Here is a 17,669-nt window from a genome sequence, read left to right as displayed (position 1 = left end):
ATCTGCCTTCTTTCTATTTGTTTGTTCAAGGTTTGGCGCCAACCTCTTCAACAATATATGAAAAAAATTTCACAGATTCTTGGGGGAACAAGCAAAAGAGGGGAAAAAGGCAGAAGGAGAGGGTCGGTTCGTTGGGGGAAACTGATATTAAATTTACTAATATTGAAAATTTATAGGAACGTTTGGAAAAAAACTGCGTCAATACAATATGAAGAGTTTATAGTTCGCTAACATGGAGGCTGGTCAATGTATGGATAAAAGATGGTTGCTAGCTCCAATATTTGTTGTATCATTGCTTACTGCTCCAGTAGCGAATGCGGCATTGCCCGCTTATTTCACTTACATTATGGATGGAGGCGGGAAAGTAACGAGTTCAGCACTAGTAAAGGATGGAATGACTTATGTTTCAGCTAGCCACTGGGAAGCGGCAGGACTTAAGGTAGTATGGGATGAATCCCATCAAAGAGCAGAGTTTACTGGATGGGGGAAAAAGATAGCCGTTCGAATTGGAAGTAAACAGGGAGTCCTCGATGGTAAGCTTGTAAACGCGGAGGGTGTTCCATTTGAGCTTAATGGCCAGCTCTATGTACCAGCACGCTTTCTTGTAAATTCATTAGGAGGAACAACGGTTAGCTGGGATGCGACGAAGAGGATATATACAGCAACTGGACTATTGAGCTTTGCAAGTGCCAGTGCACAATTCGGTGGATCTACTTATACAGTAGATAAGAAAACTGGGAGTTTATATTTAACAGATTCCGCAGGACATACTCGCTTACTAGCGAACCTCGGATCGCAGCTGTTCGATGCTGTTCAGTTCAACTTTCAGAAGACGCCAAAAGGTCTACTCTATCTAACCTTAACAGATGTTTACGGAGAACCACATATCAATAATAAATGGTATACGATTAATTGAAGATGGAACGGGTAACGTAACGGAGAAGATTGATCTGACCACACTAGGGGATATTTCGGATAATTATTTAGTGGAGGGAATGGACGAGGATTATCTGATGATACGGTCCAATCAACAAGGTTTCCTCATGATGATAGATCGTAAAACAGGGACCAAGACATTGTTGTACAAGGAACTCCTTGACGTAGAACAGCAAAAATATGCTGAAACAAACGACCTCCCTTATTATGGAGACAACCTGAAGTTCCTGAAAAGAGAAGGTGATGCCCTACTTTTTAATAATGGTTATGTACAGGACGGTAAGATTTACAAATTTATGTTGGGCGGCTCATAACTTGCAGGAGGATGTTATGAAAATTTTAAACAAAAGACTTAGCTTTTGGCTGTCTCTACTATCCATAATGATTTGTCTAATTAATTTATCCGGTGAAGATGATAAAAATTTGCTGCTTTTTTTTACGTCACCGACATTAATGTGGTTAAATCCTTGGCTTACAGATCTGCACTATGCTATGGAAAATGAGCGCATTTGGCAATTGATTCTCTATGGCATTCATTTTGGGACGGCCATCTTGGTTGGTTTGGTGGCAGATTTGCTATTATCCCGATATAGGAGGAAGATATAAGCAAACGGAACTTCAAATATCCGCAGGTTATCATTGAAAGACGGGATCCCAAGGCTCAAGTGCCTTGGGTTTTTTTTGCTAAGAGGGGTAGTATAAAATCATGCTTAAACGGGTTATTGTTGGTCCTGGATTATGATATACATGCGGCTTGTCTGCCTTGAAGGTGATAGAATCACCAGATTTTAAGAGGTATTCGTTGTTATTGACACGTAAAGACAATTCACCGTCAAACACGGTGATTAATTCTTCGGTACCTTCCATATGAGAATTGGCATCAAGGTACCCACCCTTGTCTATCTCCACGGTATAACCTTCAAACCGTTTACTTTCTTCAAATGGAAAAGATAGATACACTCGATATTTTCCGTTATCTTCAAGCAGTGGCTGAATGTCACTTCTTAAGATTATTCTTGTGTCAGGTTTTGGATAATCTATCAGGGCAGAAAATGAAATTTTTAAGCCATTGGCGATTTTCCAAAGAGTTGTAATGGTTGGTGTCGATTCGCCTCTTTCGATTTGACCAATCATTGTTTTGCTGACTCCAGTTAATTCCGCAACCTTTTCCAGGCTTAAATCTTTATTTTTTCTTATCTTTTTTATATTTTCCGCAATAACCAAATTTATTTCTTCCACTGTAATTTTCCTCTCTCCATTTACTTTATAACGATCGTGATATACAATAAAACGCACGGATGTACGTTATAACGTCTTATAAATGCATTATAACATACAAGTTGGAAGGGAGATATAATTTAGTGTTTGTTTCTTTGTTTTTATATGCATTTGTTGCAAGTTTTACTCCGGGACCCAATAACATTATGGCAATGACTTTTGCAAACCAAGTTGGGCTGAAAAAAACAATGAAATTTTGTTTAGGAGTGGGCACAGGATTTTTTATAATCATATTGTTATGTTCCTACTTTAATCTACTTTTGAATAATCTTCTTCCACAAATTAAATCTATTATGGCTCTATTAGGCGGAGTCTACATGCTGTATTTAGCAGTTAAAATGATTACAAGTAAACAACCAGAAAGTGATGAAGATGGAGATAAACACAATAGCTTTATTGCGGGAATGCTTTTACAATTTATTAATCCGAAAGGGATTTTATATGGGATCACAGTTACATCTACATTTATCCTTACCTATCATTCTTCCTCCTTTAGATTATTGAGTTATTCTTTAATTCTTGCATTCATCGGTTATATGGGCACTTTTTGTTGGTGTTTGTGTGGTTCTCTTTTCAAAAAAATGATATCTAAATATAGAAGTCAATTTAATGTACTGATGGGACTGTTGTTAGTGTATTGTGCAGTTTCGATAGTGTTGGGTTGAAGGATTATTAAGGGGAAATCATCTAGTTATTTTTTCACTTCTAAAGCTTGTGATATTGAGGTATTGTGGATAGATACGGGGACAAAGGAGATGCAATATGCTACCATCGCTTACATTTCTTAAACTTCAATTGGAAGGAGTTCTGCGTAATAAATTCGAGCAGGGGCATCAAACCTCCGGTTATTTAGCCAAGTTGGAAAAGCTTCCGGCAAGCTATGATGCCTATCTAGAATTCGCCCATAGCTTGGCTGTCATTCCAATGAGGGACAACTGGCCTTACTATGAGCCGAACGCTTTAGATGAGATATGGCGGGAATGTGAACCGGCACGGCCACTAGGTCAGGTCGGGATTTTGAATCTGAAGGATAGCTCCAAGCGTGTAGAGGCAGGTTTCCTTGCTTCAGTCTGTGGCTCAATGCTGGGCAAACCGATAGAGGTTAACCCCAGCTTGTCAGAATTACGTCAAGCGTTAACTTCTGTAGGGGAATGGCCACTGAATGATTACATTTCTGAAGAAATTCTCCATGCGCTGGATCGTCGTCATTGGTCTTGGTTTGAGACAACACGGGGGAGAATTCGTTATGTGGCACCTGATGATGATATCAATTACACATTAATGGGAATGATGGTGTTAGAACAATTCGGTGATCGTTTTACGAAAAGAAATTTAAGAGATTTATGGTTAAATCATCTTCCGTTAAGTACAACTTGGGGTCCGGAAAGGGCAATTTTGATGCGATCAGGCATTAGTTATTTGGAACATGATAAGGAACTATTCAATCATTCTGAAATAGAGGCTTGGCCTGATTTTATGGTGCAGGGTACGGAACTGTGCGGTGCGGCGATTCGTGCAGATGCTTATGGATATGCCTGTCCTGGTCAACCTGCTCTGGCTGCTGAGCTAGCTTGGCGGGATGCGAGTTTTACTCATCGCCGGACCGGCATTTACGCCACGATGTTTATTGCTGCTGCGATTGCTGCTGCTCACGTGCTGCGCGATCCCATTGAAATAATCAATACGGCTCTGCAGTTCGTTCCTAAAAGAAGCCGATTTTACGAGATTACTAATGATTGCCTTGAGATGGTAGCGAATGCAGATGACTGGCTGGAAGCGTATCAGAGTATTAACCATAAGTATGCAAATTATTGTCACTGTGAGGTTTATCAGGAGATAGGAACCTTAATTAATACCCTGCGCTTTGCAGATAATGTTGGCGATGGAATATGCAAGCAGGTGATGCAAGGCAACGATACGGATAGTTTCGGGGCAACGGCTGGCTCTCTGCTTGGGGTTTATTTCGGTCCTGATCATTTAGAATCAAGATGGCTTAAGCCATTTCAAGATCGGATTCATACGGGGCTTTCTAATTTTCATGAGCAAAGTCTTTCTTGTTTGGCGGAGCGCATGGGGCGTTTACCAGAGATGCTGCATTCCGGTCGATATCAAGTTCAACCTAGTGAGCTCTATGTGAACAAGAATACGGATCTCGATACATAATAAGCTTACAAAAAAATCCACAGCAATGTATGTTGCTGTGGATTTTTTTGCTTTTTATTTTTTGAATTAGAGATGAATAATTCAATCGTGCTTTACAAAAACTTTATTCGATTAAGTCACAACTTTGCCAAATCAGGAGGGGTCGTTATCAAACCATTTATCGTAATAGTAGCGCTATTGCTTGTTACAGCTTGTTCGGGTAATCAATCAGCCAACAACCAAATGACTACTCAACAAACGAAGGTTGGACATCATGCTGGCAAAACAGCTACAACGTCAAACTTGACTCAAGCGTCTTCTATTTCCACAGAGAATGCAGGCAATTCAACGATTAAGACTAAACAAGTACCCGGTGATGTATCGAAATGGCTGGATGGATTTATCCGTACTACTCCACCTACAGGTGGTACAACAGCGGATCAAACTACTTATCCGCAAACTTCCGCTAAGCCACAATATTCTGCTAATCCGCAACAATCGGCCAATCCACAATATTCTGCTAATCCGCAAACCTCCACCAGTTCATCGGCATCTGTGCAGAAGGTGTTGGAATTGGTGAACAAAGAAAGAACAAACGCAGGCTTGAAACCCCTTAGTTTGAATAGTGAGCTGTCGAAAATGGCTTTGGCCAAAGCGCAGGATATGTCCGACAACAATTATTTTGACCATCAGTCACCAACTTATGGATCTCCGTTCGATATGATGAAGGCATTTGGGATCTCCTATAATACAGCAGGGGAAAATATCGCCAAAGGCCAGTCGAGCCCGGAAGAAGTAATGAATCAGTGGATGAACAGCCCTGGTCACCGTGCCAACATTCTGAATAGCTCCTTTACTGAAATTGGAATAGGATACTACAACAGCGAGTGGGTTCAAGAATTTATTGGTTAGTATGATCAGCAATATAAACAACATATGTTGTACAGTTAATTTTAAAAGCCCATGTCCAAAGACATGGGCTTTATTTATGATTCACTATTTCGTCTGGTTTCTGCCGACATGCTCGGATGGTTGACCTTGCGATGATGGAGGTTGCTGTGGCAACCATCTTTGAATCACTGGCCATATTAAATAAGTTATTGTGCCTACAATCAAGAAATTAAAGATGAGGCGTTCGGAAGGGCTCATTACACGAAACGAGGCCGTTATATTACGATAAGATTCTTGTAAGCTAAAGATTGAAATGATGTCAAGCAGAAAGATAAGTCCTAATCCTAAGAAAAGTAACAGTACAGTTATGAAGAATATTTTCATACCACTTCCCTGCCTTCATTGTTATCTTCCAATAATATTTGCTGCTAATGGGCAGAATAATCACGCAAAGCGCAGCAAATAATGGAGAGAAAGGTGAAGGGGCATGGCAATGGATGGAAATGCAAGTAGTAAAAGGACTGGAAGCAATCCGCAATGGACTGTCCCTTCAATACCGATTGATTCAACAGAATTAAGAGTCAATGTAGAGCAGATTCGCCAAAAGACAGGGAATAGTGGAGATATAATTATTCGTGAATTTACGATAGGGGGCTCGGAGGAGGAGCTTCAAGCCGCAATTATTTATGTGGATGGCATTGTTAATAATACAACCATAAATCAATTTGTAATGGAAGTCTTGCTAAACGTCATGCTGAGTAGTGAACAAAGGTCATTAAATGATCTGGTCCAAGTCATCATAGATAAAATTGTTCCTATCGGTGGTCTGAAGACGCTTGTTCAATGGGATGAACTTTATGATGCTCTGCTGTGGGGGCAGACCATTTTATTAATTGATGGATCGAATGAAGCCCTAGCAATTGCTACATCGGGCGGTGAATTTCGCGCCATCGATGAGCCTGGTACGGATACCTCAATTCGAGGATCTCGTGAAGGGTTTGTTGAAAGCTTAACAACCAATATTTCGATGGTTCGGCGGCGCATAAGAAATCCTAATTTATGGCTGGAATCGATGACGTTAGGACAAGTTACACATACCAGGATAGCAATCATGTACATAAATGGGATCGCGGATGATGCCATTGTTGAAGAGGCGAAGCGACGTCTACGCAAGATCAAATTGGATAGCATTCTGGAATCGGGATATATTGAGAAAATGATAGAAGATCAGAGGTTCACTCCGTTTCCGACGATCCTACCTACTGAACGCCCAGATACCGTTGCTGCTAATCTTTTAGAAGGTAAAATTGCAATTTTGGTGGATGGAACCCCCTTTATGCTAATCATCCCAGCCGTTTTTAATCAATTCTTTCAAATTACAGAGGATTCTTATCATCGGTATGACATTAGTGCGGCGTTACGGCTGTTACGAATCGTTATGTATATCATTTCGTTGATTGGACCTTCTTTCTATATCGCAGCAACAACCTTTCATCAAGAAATGATACCGACACAGTTAGTGATATCGCTTGTTTCACAGCTAGAAGCAACGCCATTTACTGCTTTTGTTGAAGCGTTATTAATGGAAATTATTTTTGAGATTCTACGTGAAGCAGGTGTTCGCATGCCAAAAGCGATTGGATCAGCAGTATCCATCGTTGGAGCACTTGTCATTGGGCAGGCAGCTGTACAAGCAGGTTTAGTGTCAACGGCAATGGTTATTGTTGTTTCACTTACAGCTATCTCAAGTTTAGCGACACCTGTTTTCTCCATTGCTGTATCCGCGAGATTGTTACGTTTTCTCCTCATGATCAGCGCAGCAACGTTCGGTTTCTTTGGAATGATTCTTACCTTGATTATGATCATTGCACATATGTGTAGTTTACGTTCATTTGGTGTTCCTTATATGGCTCCTTATAGTCCGTCGATGCATGCAAAGAATGATCAGGTTCATGCGGCTTTACCGATTTGGATGAGACATTTGGTTCCTAAATTAATGAAGAGGCCTACAACAGAGCAAGTGGGTGATCCAGATGAAGCGTAAATTAGCAGGATTTTGGTTGTCGATGGTTATGATTGTTCTGCTTACGGGATGTTGGGATAGTCGAGAGCTAACGGATATTGGTTTTGTGGTTGCGATGGCGATTGATAAAGGTGAGAAGAAAAACATTCGGGTTACGGTTCAAATTGTTAATCCCACAAATGCTTCAAGTACACAAGGTGGGAGCAGTCCAGTACCCTTACCTCCAACCACATATTCAGCAGAAGGAAATAATGTATTTGATGCCACTCGTGTTCTTTCGAAAAACCTTTCTAGGCAATTACATTATGGTCATTCGTTAGTTCTCTTGGTAGGTGAAGAATTGGCTGAAACACAGGGGATTAAGAAACTTTTTGACGGTATTGAGCGGGATAGTGAGTTTCGTCCTTCCGCTACAATGGTTATCGCGAGGGGAACGACGGGAGAAGAGATCATTAAACAACCAACAAGTCTCGATAATTCACCTGCTATTAAGATTAAGAAAATGGTAGCTGATACCGAGAAAGCATTTGGCGAAACTATTGATGAAAAAATATACCAAGTCATTCAAGCCATCGTTTCATCGGGTAAAGAACCGACCATTACTGGCGTTCAACTCGATCTTACAAATAAAGAAGATAAGATTATGACTAATGGGATTGCTACTTTTAAAGACGGGAAATTAATGAGGTGGCTAGACGGGAGTGAAAGCCGTGGATTCTTATGGGTGTTAGGCAGAGTTCGTTCGACATTGTTAACCATGGCTTGGAATGGGCAGCCACATACAATCGGGATCGAGAATATACGGTCCAAATCATCATTTCATTCAAGCTTTGATAAATTCGGTAAACCAATAATTGAGGTGAAGATTGGCGCGGATGCAAATATTGGTGAGGTTGATGTCCCCATTGATATCACTAACCCTAAATTGTTCTTGCAAATTGAGCGTCTGTACACACAAGCCGTTCATGATGAGGCGCTAGCCACGATTAAATTAATGCAACAGCAAAAGTCGGACATTTTTGGATTCGGTGAAGTGCTGCATCGTGATTATCCTAAGCAATGGAGAACGTTGAAGCGGGATTGGAATGATGTGACCTTCCCAACAATTGAAGTACAAGTGAAAGTGGAGGCTTATTTGCGTAATACTGGATTACGGAATAGAACCATATTGGAAAGTATCGATATTAGTAGTTGAATCCATTTTTTATAGAGAGGAGGGAGGATATTGGAAAAAGCAAAGATCAGTCCCCGTCAACTGCTTATCCTTGTATTAATTTTTGAAATCGTGAGTGCGATTATCTCCGGATTTGGTGTGGAAGCCAAACAAGATGCATGGATTACCGCAATCCTAGGGATGCTCGGGGGCATTTGTTTATTTCTGATCTATCATCGATTGTCACTATTTTATCCGGATCTTCCGCTCACGGAGTATGCAAAAAAGATATTAGGACCTGTAGTGGGACGTCTCGTCGCCTTGTTATATGTCGTTTATTTTTTGTTTAATGGGAGCTTTGTAGTCCGTGATTTTGCTTCAATGGCTGTATCCTTTGTGTTTATGCAGACACCCTTTCTCGTAATTATTGCTTTGATGCTGTTCACGGTTATGTATGTCGTTGGAAAAGGGATAGAGGTATTGTCGAGGACTGCGGAGCTTTTTTTTGCGGTGTTATTTCTCGTTTCTATTACCGTTTTAACTTTGATTCTTACGTCAGGGAATGTAAATCTTCAAAATGTAAGACCTGTGCTTGAAGAGGGATGGTTAACCGTGCTGAAGCAATCGATTCCCGGCACCGTTGCATTTCCTTTTGGTGAGATTATTGTGTTCTTGATGTTGTTTCCCTATGTAAATAAGCCACGCAAAATAAAGAAAACAGTGATCACAGGCTTATTGATCAGCGGATGTTTTATTGCGTTTGTTACCCTTTTAAATGTGTCTGTCCTCGGGGCAGATCTATTTACAAGAACACAATATCCATTGCTGACTACCTCGCAGTTAATTGAAGGTCGTGCTTTTCTGGAACGCCTTGATGCATTGTTTCTCGTCACGGCCATTGTGGGAGGTTTTTTTCGGCTCGGCATTTTCTTATATGTGACGCTATTAGGTACGGCAACCTTGTTCGGAATTCCATCCTATCGCAAATTAATTATCCCTGTAAGTATGGTGATGTTCATTTGCTCCCTTGCGATAGCTGGCAATAATGTAGAATTTATCTATATAGATATGCGTATCACTCAGTACTATCTCCAGATTCCGATGTTGTTTATCATTCCACTCATACTTCTAGTGATGGGCTGGTTTCAAGAGAAGAGGAACCTAAAATCTGCGAAATAAGGAGCTATATTATGCTGAAAGATTCTATAAAGATCAAACGAATATTGCGCGTATGCTCTTCAAGCTTGAAAAGAAAGGCTCCAAGTTCAATTTCAGTGTAATCGATGACCTTGATTAAAAATTGGATCAAAACTGTTGATTTTTATGCTTCTTCATGTGGAATCGAATAAATGTGACCAACAGAATCAGAAGGAACGGCAGGATGTAAGCCAAATTAGTGATCAAGGGCCAAGTAGTGTTCACGATTTCTGTAAGCTCAGATTCTTGTGTGTAAGTTGTCACAGACAGCAGAAGGCAAATAAAAGCAAGCGGGAAGACAATCAGTTTTTCATTTTCTAATCTCAGAAGCTCCTTCATGACTTTAATAAGAATAAGCAGCAGGATTGAAGCCTTGAAATAGAAGCCAATAATCAATGAAAAACCGATCACGGACTCGACCCGCTCTATCGTTTCCTGAAAATAAATTAACCTCGCCAACTGGTACAATGAATATTTTAAGCTGCCGGACAGGGGTCCCAGTACCATAATACTGCTAATGACAGAAGTAATTAACGTCAGGGCATTTATGATGAGTGCCAGATACATTTGTTTTCCTAGCTTTGATTTATCTTCTTTATGCACAAAAGGTAAAATTATGGAAAAAACGATTAGCTCGGAATAGGGAAAGCCATAGACTACATATGCAGCACTTAGGATAGGTCTAACTCCATCAGGCATGATGGGCAGCAGGTATTCGGGATGATACAAACCTGCTACGAGAATCCAGACCAAGATAATAAATCCGAACATTAGAGACATTAAGACTGCGGCCATACGGGCAATTACTTCGATGCCAGCGAGTGCCGTCATGGCAATCGTTATAAAAAACATCGTATTTACCGCATAAGTAGGCGTTTCTTTTAACATCGTACTTTTGAAAAAGGTACCAATCTCAATGACAATTCCTGCGACATTCCAAAACAAAACACATGTGAAAGGAAGTAATAGAACGAGAGTCAGTCCGTTTCCAAGCACAGCGCGGCTTTGTTCCACAAGTGATAGCTCCGGCGCTCGTCTATTTAAATAGAGAATACCGGTTAGCAGAAGCATTCCTATGGCCGAGGCAATGATGAGAGAAATCCAGGCTCCATTGCCAGCAAAATTAGTTAGTGAAGCAGGGACGATGACGATTGAAGAACCTGTCATAAAGAAGAGAAACAGCATGGACATTTGGATAGAGCTAACACGTTCTTGCTTATTCATACGTTCCTCCTCTTTCTATACGCTTATGAAATAGCCGGATTGATCCAATGGACGATGTGTTCAGCTGGACCCGTAAGTAGATTGAAGAGCGAGTCCAAATTAGGCCACGGTTTTGCTGCTATGAAGATAAACCCGAGATAAAGAACCGGCAGCAGAAGGACTCCATAAACCACTCGATCACGAACGGAGGCCTGTCTAAACTTTGGGATGTCATGGGCTAGCATAGCGGAAGCTAATATCAGTACACAGATAATTTGTCCCAGCATAGCCACTACTCCTTTGTCCCGAATATTGTACCTGAATTCATACCAGTGCTTAGCACTTTGACTTCAACATGGATATCGAATTCAGTCTGAGCAAGCTTTTCCTTCCATACAGGCCCCAATTGTTTCCACTGCTGCGGATTTCTTCGATAGATCTGATTACCAATTCCAAGTGCATCTACTTTTATTGTTTTAAAAAAATCGGTAGTATGTTTCACCTGCTGTTCAACCTGAGCTACAATTCGCTGTTCAAATTGCTTCATGTCTTTAACAGTTTTTAAGTGTGAACAGCGTAACTCTCCGATTGTACCTTCAATAGCAATTTTTACACCGACGGAAACAGAGCCATTGCTTACGGTTGGAGTAAGCTTACTGTTGAAGGTGAGCACTTCAAGAGATTCCTTTTTTCGTAGCGCATTTTCGGTCTCATTCGTGCAAGGAAATTCTAAGACTCCATAAATATATCTGTCCATTAGCATCATGAACGCCTCAGTATCTTTCTCCTTCAGAAGTTCTACCATTTTCCCGTCTTGTATTAACGCTAGTCCTGATATTATTGCTTTATTATCTACACGGGTCTTATGCAGGTATGGTAGAACAGAAGTGTTGGAGGGACTGCACATTTGAATAGCCAGCTCATAAAGAGGGATTTTGGAAGTTTTTGCGGCATATAGGGCACCACTTGTTTCCATTCTCTTATACTGTTGACCAATGGTTTGTTCAATAAACGGACTTACATCTAAAAAAGGCGCCGCGGCTTGTTCAGCAATGAGGGGAAGAACGGTACCACGTGGCTCTTGATCCCTAGAGAAAAAATCAAGCACTTCCCTTATGTTCAGGTTTTTAGCTAATTGTTCACCGATTAAAATGACACGCATATGATCCCATTTGGCTTTTCGGCCGAATTTTGCAGGGATCTCTCGTATGGCTTCAAAAAAGGTTTCTCCACTCGTTGAAATATTAATCCCCTTGGACGCTGGATTCCCTGACTGCCCCATTTCAATTTTGGTGGAAGGATTATAGAAATGAGTCGTTATCACAAAGCGATCATCTTCCCCTTGGTCAATGGCTACTGCTTGTACATACCCATACTCGTCAAGTTCTTTATTATCCCAGCATCCGCTAGTTAGGCTGAGAACAAGAAGGCAGATTAGCAAGGTAGTAAGTCGTTTCACTATATCTACTTCCTTCCTGAAGTCTTTTTATATAAATGACGACTACGAGGTGAATGAAGCAGTAGCTTTCTCGGAAGTACGAAAATTGAAAAACGTACTTTTTTAAGGTCAAGTGGCGCCAACGAGTCTAAATACGGCTCACCTAAAGAGCGTAAGGTAGTCAGATGGAGATAAATCAGTATAAAACCAACCATGATCCCAAGCCCTCCGAACGTTGCCGCAAGAATCATTAATGGAAACCGCAAGATCCGCAGTGCAATGGCCATATTGTATTGAGGGAGCGCAAAAGAGGCAATACCTGTTAAGGCGACCACAATGACCATAACCGGAGAGGCAATTTGCGATTGTATAGCTGCTTGTCCTATGACCAATGCACCAACGATGCTGACGGCTGACCCGATCGGCCTAGGTAAGCGTATGCCCGCTTCTCTTAATAGCTCAAAGAAAAATTCCATGATTAATGCCTCAATCAAGGCAGGAAAGGGGATGCCTTCGCGCGTGTTAAGAATGGCAAGTAGCAAAACAGTGGGAATTAGTTCGGAATGGAAGTTAGATAACGCGATATAGGTGCTAGGCAACAACAGCGCGATGATGAAGGCAGCCACTCTAATCAACCGTATTAAAGATGAAAAAATGGTTCGGTAGTAATAATCCTCGCTATTCGTAAAAAATTCCATGAAATTTCCAGGACAGATCAATATGGAAGGACTTCCGTTTACCATAGCAATAATTTTCCCGTCAAGTAGAGCGGTTATAGCTGTATCTGGTCGTTCTGTGTAGCGGACTTGTGGGAAGGGAGAGTAGAGAGAATCCCCGATCCACTCTTCGAGATAGGATACGTCAATAATCTCTTCCTTTTCGATATCAGCTATACGTTGCTTGAATTGTTGTAACGTTTCTGGTTTCACTACTCCATCCAGGTAACCAAAGGACAACGTTCTTTGAACCTGCTTACCGGAAGTGAAGAACTCAAACTTAAGATTAGTAGTCTTTAGTAAGCTACGAATAACACCGATATTACGCTCCAAGCTTTCTATAAAGCTGATGTGTGGACCCTGTACGGTTGGCTCAGTAATAGGCTCCGAGGTTTGACGCTGCTCAACATCAAGGGCATAATATGCGACTGCTTTCTGCCAGCCATCAAAGAGAATGACAACCTTTCCGTCAAGAATTCCCTTAACGACCTGATTGATATTGTCCATCAATTCAAGGAGTGGGGAGGTAACCCCATTTTGTTCAAAGAAAGAGATGACATCGTGAACATTTACATCTGAGGCGGGACCTAGCTCATGCGGAACTAGATTTTGCAAAGTATCTTTAAAATGATTTGTAGGGTCAGACTTGGTAAGTGTATTAAAGTAGATTGCCAAGGCTTGATACCTAAGATCAGGGCCATAATTCCAAGGGATAATCTTTAGATCTGAACAATTGGCAAAACAATTGCTAATAATCTGCAAATTGTCCTCGAGAGATTCAGATATGGCAGGGGATATAGGATCCTTGTTTGAACACTCATTTTTGGTTTCTGTTTGTGGATGCAGCTTTGGATTTGCCGGAGGAATCTTGGGGCTGAAAAATTTCCGCATGCAGTTCTCCTTAATAAATTAGATGTTAAGTGATTTTTATTTTCTCCCTGATTTAGGAATTTATTCAGTGGGGATTCAGTGACTGAATCTATGAAATTTGAAGCAGAGGATAAATATAGAAGCGGACTGTAAATATATGATAAGATAGGGATATCTTATGAATGAGGTGGATAATATGATACACGAAATCAGCGGCGGTACATCATCTCTTGAACTATACGAGGATTACCTAGTAATTAAGCCTAGTAATGTTCAGAAATTGGGAGGACAAACTCAAACGATTCCCTTGGATTCCGTTATTACGATCAGTATAGTTAAGCCCTTTTTAAAAGTCCCTTATTTACAAGTAATTACATCCAGCCTTCAAACATCCAAAAAGGATAATTTGAAAGGAGCGAGTGCTAACGTTGTTCTTATTCAACCGGGAAAAATGAAAATCGCCGAAAAAATCCGTGATTACATAGCAGTATATAAATCAGAAAAACACAATCGCCCTAATCCTCCAGCTCCTGTTGGGTCGATCGATGATTTGAGACAGTTAGCAGAACTTAAGGATTCCGGTATCATAACTCCAGAAGAATTTGAAGCCAAGAAAAAGCAAATCCTTGGATTATAAAATAGACTTTTTTCGTCCACAGACTACGTTTGATTAAATAACTTCCATAGATGATGTAGCCTTCACGACACAAAATACGAAGCAGCTTGTTCTCCAATTACGGAGAATAAGCTGCTTCGCTGTCTTTTTAGGACTTAAAAGACAGCCCTCTCTTTATCCCATCTTTATGGGATTGGTCCTGGCAATGGATCTACTTATAATTGTTAGTATTCTTAGACAAATATGAGTGGGGACGGGATCAGCATGAATGTTGCAAAAAATAAAGAGCTAACGGACACCCGCAGGCGGCGATTGGGTATGATGGCGGCTATTTGTATGGGAGCTTTTATTTCCCATTTTACAGCCGGAATTATGAATGTATCGCTTCCTTTTTTTATTAATCATTTTCAGACAGAGCTTGCGAAGGGGTTGTGGATCACAACAGGGTACCTACTAGTGATTACTGTGCTTCTCCCTGTGATGGGGAAATTGGGTGATCGTTATGGGTTTCGCCGCATTCATAATCTCGGATTTGTGATTTTTACAGTTGGTTCGATCTTGGTCGCTTTTTCACCTAATCTGCCAATATTACTTACGCTTAGAGTTGTGCAGGGCATAGGTGCTGCGATGTTCCAAGCAACGAATATTGCGCTCATCACCATCCATATGCCGAAAGAGAAGAGAGGACATGCACTCGGAATTCTGAGTACGGCTGTCGCACTGGGCGGGATGACTGGCCCTATTGCGGGAGGGTTGATTGCGGAGTGGCTCAGCTGGCAGTGGCTATTTTTGATCCATGTTCCTGTGGCGATTGTGGCTACAATTATGGCTTACCGGTACATTCCGGGCCGCGTGCAAGATCGTAAGTTGGGAACTGTCAGCATCGTGGGGACGGGCTTGTTCATGGCATGGATCACCTTGCTTCTTCTCGTAATTACAAATGGGAGCAAGTGGGGATGGGTGTCTGCGCAGACGATGGCGAGTTTGATGGGGGTTATCCTGCTGTTGGTCACGTTTCTATTATGGGAACGGAGGCAAAAGACACCTTTTCTACCTCTTCGGGCGCTAAGAATTCCTGCTGTATCGGTTGGGTTGATCGTGAGCAATGCCTCTTTTATTCTTTCTAATACGTTACTTGTCCTTATTCCATTCTTTTTGATGGGAGCAACGGTTCAGTTTTCGTCCTCTACTACCGGTTACATGATGGCTGCTTATCCCATTGCATTAGCCTTTGCAGGTCCTCTTGCTGGTTACTGGTCCGATCGTTATGGCTCTCATCGATTGATGCTAATGGGGCTAAGCTGCATGGGAAGCGGGTTCGTACTGTTGCTATTATTTTTAGAGAATATCCCGGTCTCTGGAATCGCTGCAATTCTATGTCTTATTGGACTTGGGATGGGACTTATTGCTTCTCCGAATAATAGCTATATTATGCAGCAGACGCCTAAGGAACACGTAGGTTCCATTGGAGGAATCATTGCCTTAACACGAAATGCGGGTATGGTGTTTGGCTCTGCGCTTGGACTTGGGATGGTGAGTGGACAGATCGGGCAAGAGAGTCAACTTCAGGCGATCAAAATGGTTTTTGGCATTAATATTTTCATTTGTATAAGCGTTATTATAATGATGGTTGTGATCCATAGACGGACAATTCAATCTTCTTGATGTGAAAAATGTGTGTGTAATCACAACTCAAGGTAGGGTGTTCTGTTACGTTGAGAGTATCGAAAGACTATCTGAAATATGGAGGATAACGATATGTTTTGTTACCAATGTGAACAGACACCGACTGGCGGCTGCACCGTTGTTGGAGTATGCGGCAAAAATGAAACCATTGCTAGTTTGCAGGATACGATGATTTTTGCCTTAAAAGGAATTGCAGCCTATGCGACTCATGCTCGGCAGCTAGGATATAGTGACCCCGAGGTCGATCGTATTACCCACGAAGCGTTGTATATGACCTTGACCAATTCCAATTTTAATACGCAGGAGCATTTGGAGATGGCAATGAAGGTCGGTGATGCGGCGGTTCGGATCATGGATGTACTGGATCGCGCACATACGGATCGCTTTGGCATTCCGCAGCCAATTACAGTTAGTCAGAACAAAATAGAAGGTCAATGTATTGTAGTGACAGGGCATAATTTGTATGCGCTGGAGGAATTGTTGCGGCAGACGGAAGGAAAGGGCATCAACATCTATACTCACTCGGAAATGTTACCTGCTCATGGCTATCCTGCGCTAAAGAAGTATAAACATCTGAGAGGAAACATCGGCAAAGCTTGGTACGATCAACGCAGACTTTTCGAGCAGTTTCCAGGTGCGATTCTTGCAACTACAAACTGTGTGATGCCGATTAAGGGTACGTATGCAGACCGCTTTTTCTCCTATGAAGTCGCAGGGCTGGAAGGGGTAGCGAAAATTACAAATGACGACTTCTCCCCATTAATTAACCGGGCGTTGTCATTACCTGCGGCAGATGTAGATTCAGATCTTGTACTCACGACAGGATACCATCATGAAACGGTAATCGGGCTGGCACCTGAGATTATTCAAGCTGTCAAAGACGGGCATATCCGCCGGTTCTTCGTTATTGCAGGCTGTGATGCACCAGGTAAAGATGGGAATTACTATCGCGAGTTGGCAACTTCCTTACCGAACGAAACCGTTATTTTAACTACTTCATGCGGGAAGTTCCGTTTTAATGATGTCGATTATGGCACTGTTGGAGACACTGGCATTCCGCGGTATATAGATCTTGGGCAATGTAATAATTCCGGCTCTACGGTGAAAATTGCGTTGGCTTTGGCTGAAGCATTTGACTGCTCGGTGAATGAGCTACCTGTGAGTATTGTACTGTCTTGGTTTGAGCAAAAAGCAGTAGCTATTCTGTTGGGCTTGTTCAGCCTTGGCATTCAGGACATTCGTATTGGGCCGAAGCCGCCGGAGTTTATCTCGCCTGGTGTGCTGGATGTGTTGGTAGAGCTTTTCGGATTAAAGCTGATTACTACAGCTGAGGAAGATATGAACGCGATGTTGGCGTTGTCGTAGGTTAATCATGTTAGAGACATTGGCCGCAGGCGCTTGTAATCAAGATAAGTGATACAACACTAACGCAAATAAAACTATATTTTTGATAACTTGCCGTTTCAGATAACGCAGTGAATCGTACCCTATGTGACGGCGTGAAATAATTCAACAGAGGG

At 41.6% G+C, this 17,669-nt stretch carries 17 protein-coding genes; 12 read left to right on the top strand and 5 right to left on the bottom strand.

Annotated features, from left to right (window positions below):
- Positions 1–250: 250 nt before the first annotated feature.
- From ACN6KS_RS19065 to ACN6KS_RS19055, 3 genes are all read left to right on the top strand, one after another.
- Positions 251–916, top strand: coding sequence for a copper amine oxidase N-terminal domain-containing protein (locus ACN6KS_RS19065; RefSeq protein WP_440960262.1), 666 nt, complete (start codon positions 251–253; stop codon positions 914–916).
- A 97-nt stretch (positions 917–1,013) separates the two neighbouring features.
- Positions 1,014–1,250 carry a hypothetical protein gene (locus tag ACN6KS_RS19060; RefSeq protein WP_440960261.1) on the top strand — a complete coding sequence of 79 codons (237 nt, stop codon included), beginning with the start codon at positions 1,014–1,016 and terminating at the stop codon, positions 1,248–1,250.
- Between the two features lie 16 nt (positions 1,251–1,266).
- Positions 1,267–1,542, top strand: a complete 276-nt coding sequence (locus ACN6KS_RS19055) for a hypothetical protein (protein WP_094869296.1) — start codon at positions 1,267–1,269, stop codon at positions 1,540–1,542.
- Between the two features lie 78 nt (positions 1,543–1,620).
- On the opposite strand, the gene ACN6KS_RS19050 is transcribed toward ACN6KS_RS19055, so the two are convergent.
- A complete protein-coding gene (locus ACN6KS_RS19050) occupies positions 1,621–2,175 on the bottom strand; it encodes a helix-turn-helix domain-containing protein (protein WP_094869297.1) in 555 nt (184 codons plus the stop codon).
- Positions 2,176–2,297: 122 nt separating this feature from the next.
- Between ACN6KS_RS19050 and ACN6KS_RS19045 the strand changes: the two genes are divergently transcribed.
- The 6 genes from ACN6KS_RS19045 to ACN6KS_RS19020 all read left to right on the top strand — a co-directional run bounded on the left by ACN6KS_RS19045 (position 2,298) and on the right by ACN6KS_RS19020 (position 9,602).
- The gene (locus tag ACN6KS_RS19045; RefSeq protein WP_373455815.1) at positions 2,298–2,879 is read left to right on the top strand and encodes a LysE family transporter; all 582 of its coding nucleotides are present in this window, start codon (positions 2,298–2,300) and stop codon (positions 2,877–2,879) included.
- 97 nt (positions 2,880–2,976) lie between these two features.
- A complete protein-coding gene (locus tag ACN6KS_RS19040; RefSeq protein WP_440960260.1) occupies positions 2,977–4,377 on the top strand; it encodes an ADP-ribosylglycohydrolase family protein in 1,401 nt (466 codons plus the stop codon).
- 87 nt (positions 4,378–4,464) lie between these two features.
- Positions 4,465–5,268, top strand: coding sequence for a CAP domain-containing protein (locus ACN6KS_RS19035; RefSeq protein ID WP_256989746.1), 804 nt, complete (start codon positions 4,465–4,467; stop codon positions 5,266–5,268).
- Positions 5,269–5,734: 466 nt separating this feature from the next.
- A complete protein-coding gene (locus tag ACN6KS_RS19030; RefSeq protein ID WP_440960259.1) occupies positions 5,735–7,291 on the top strand; it encodes a spore germination protein in 1,557 nt (518 codons plus the stop codon).
- Complete coding sequence (locus ACN6KS_RS19025; protein ID WP_280786463.1) at positions 7,281–8,465, top strand: Ger(x)C family spore germination protein; 1,185 nt, start codon at positions 7,281–7,283, stop codon at positions 8,463–8,465. Before ACN6KS_RS19030 ends, ACN6KS_RS19025 begins: the two co-directional genes overlap by 11 nt.
- A 30-nt stretch (positions 8,466–8,495) precedes the next feature.
- Positions 8,496–9,602, top strand: a complete 1,107-nt coding sequence (locus ACN6KS_RS19020; RefSeq protein WP_179281545.1) for a GerAB/ArcD/ProY family transporter — start codon at positions 8,496–8,498, stop codon at positions 9,600–9,602.
- 126 nt (positions 9,603–9,728) lie between these two features.
- Here the strand turns inward: ACN6KS_RS19020 and ACN6KS_RS19015 are convergent, their stop codons facing one another.
- The 4 genes from ACN6KS_RS19015 to ACN6KS_RS19000 are packed head-to-tail and all read right to left on the bottom strand — an operon-like array spanning position 9,729 to position 13,868.
- A complete protein-coding gene (locus tag ACN6KS_RS19015) occupies positions 9,729–10,844 on the bottom strand; it encodes a GerAB/ArcD/ProY family transporter (RefSeq protein ID WP_094869303.1) in 1,116 nt (371 codons plus the stop codon).
- Between the two features lie 23 nt (positions 10,845–10,867).
- The gene (locus ACN6KS_RS19010; protein ID WP_094869304.1) at positions 10,868–11,110 is read right to left on the bottom strand and encodes a hypothetical protein; all 243 of its coding nucleotides are present in this window, start codon (positions 11,108–11,110) and stop codon (positions 10,868–10,870) included.
- Between the two features lie 5 nt (positions 11,111–11,115).
- Entirely contained in the window at positions 11,116–12,282 is a 1,167-nt protein-coding gene (locus ACN6KS_RS19005; protein WP_440960258.1) for a Ger(x)C family spore germination protein, read from the bottom strand.
- Between the two features lie 5 nt (positions 12,283–12,287).
- Complete coding sequence (locus tag ACN6KS_RS19000; RefSeq protein WP_440960257.1) at positions 12,288–13,868, bottom strand: spore germination protein; 1,581 nt, start codon at positions 13,866–13,868, stop codon at positions 12,288–12,290.
- 175 nt (positions 13,869–14,043) lie between these two features.
- On the opposite strand from ACN6KS_RS19000, the gene ACN6KS_RS18995 reads away from it, so the two are divergent.
- From ACN6KS_RS18995 to hcp, 3 genes are all read left to right on the top strand, one after another.
- The gene (locus ACN6KS_RS18995; RefSeq protein WP_256990408.1) at positions 14,044–14,484 is read left to right on the top strand and encodes an SHOCT domain-containing protein; all 441 of its coding nucleotides are present in this window, start codon (positions 14,044–14,046) and stop codon (positions 14,482–14,484) included.
- A 243-nt stretch (positions 14,485–14,727) separates the two neighbouring features.
- Positions 14,728–16,128 (top strand): MFS transporter, encoded by a 1,401-nt coding sequence (locus ACN6KS_RS18990; RefSeq protein ID WP_440960256.1) that lies wholly within the window; start codon positions 14,728–14,730, stop codon positions 16,126–16,128.
- A gap of 93 nt (positions 16,129–16,221) precedes the next feature.
- Complete coding sequence (hcp, locus tag ACN6KS_RS18985) at positions 16,222–17,514, top strand: hydroxylamine reductase (protein WP_094869309.1); 1,293 nt, start codon at positions 16,222–16,224, stop codon at positions 17,512–17,514.
- Positions 17,515–17,669: the final 155 nt, after the last annotated feature.

Source organism: Paenibacillus nitricinens (genome assembly GCF_052056485.1).
Lineage (GTDB): Bacteria > Bacillota > Bacilli > Paenibacillales > Paenibacillaceae > Paenibacillus_AQ > Paenibacillus_AQ nitricinens.
The sequence above is the reverse complement of the archived record's forward strand: the minus strand, read 5'-3'. Positions and strand labels throughout refer to the sequence as shown.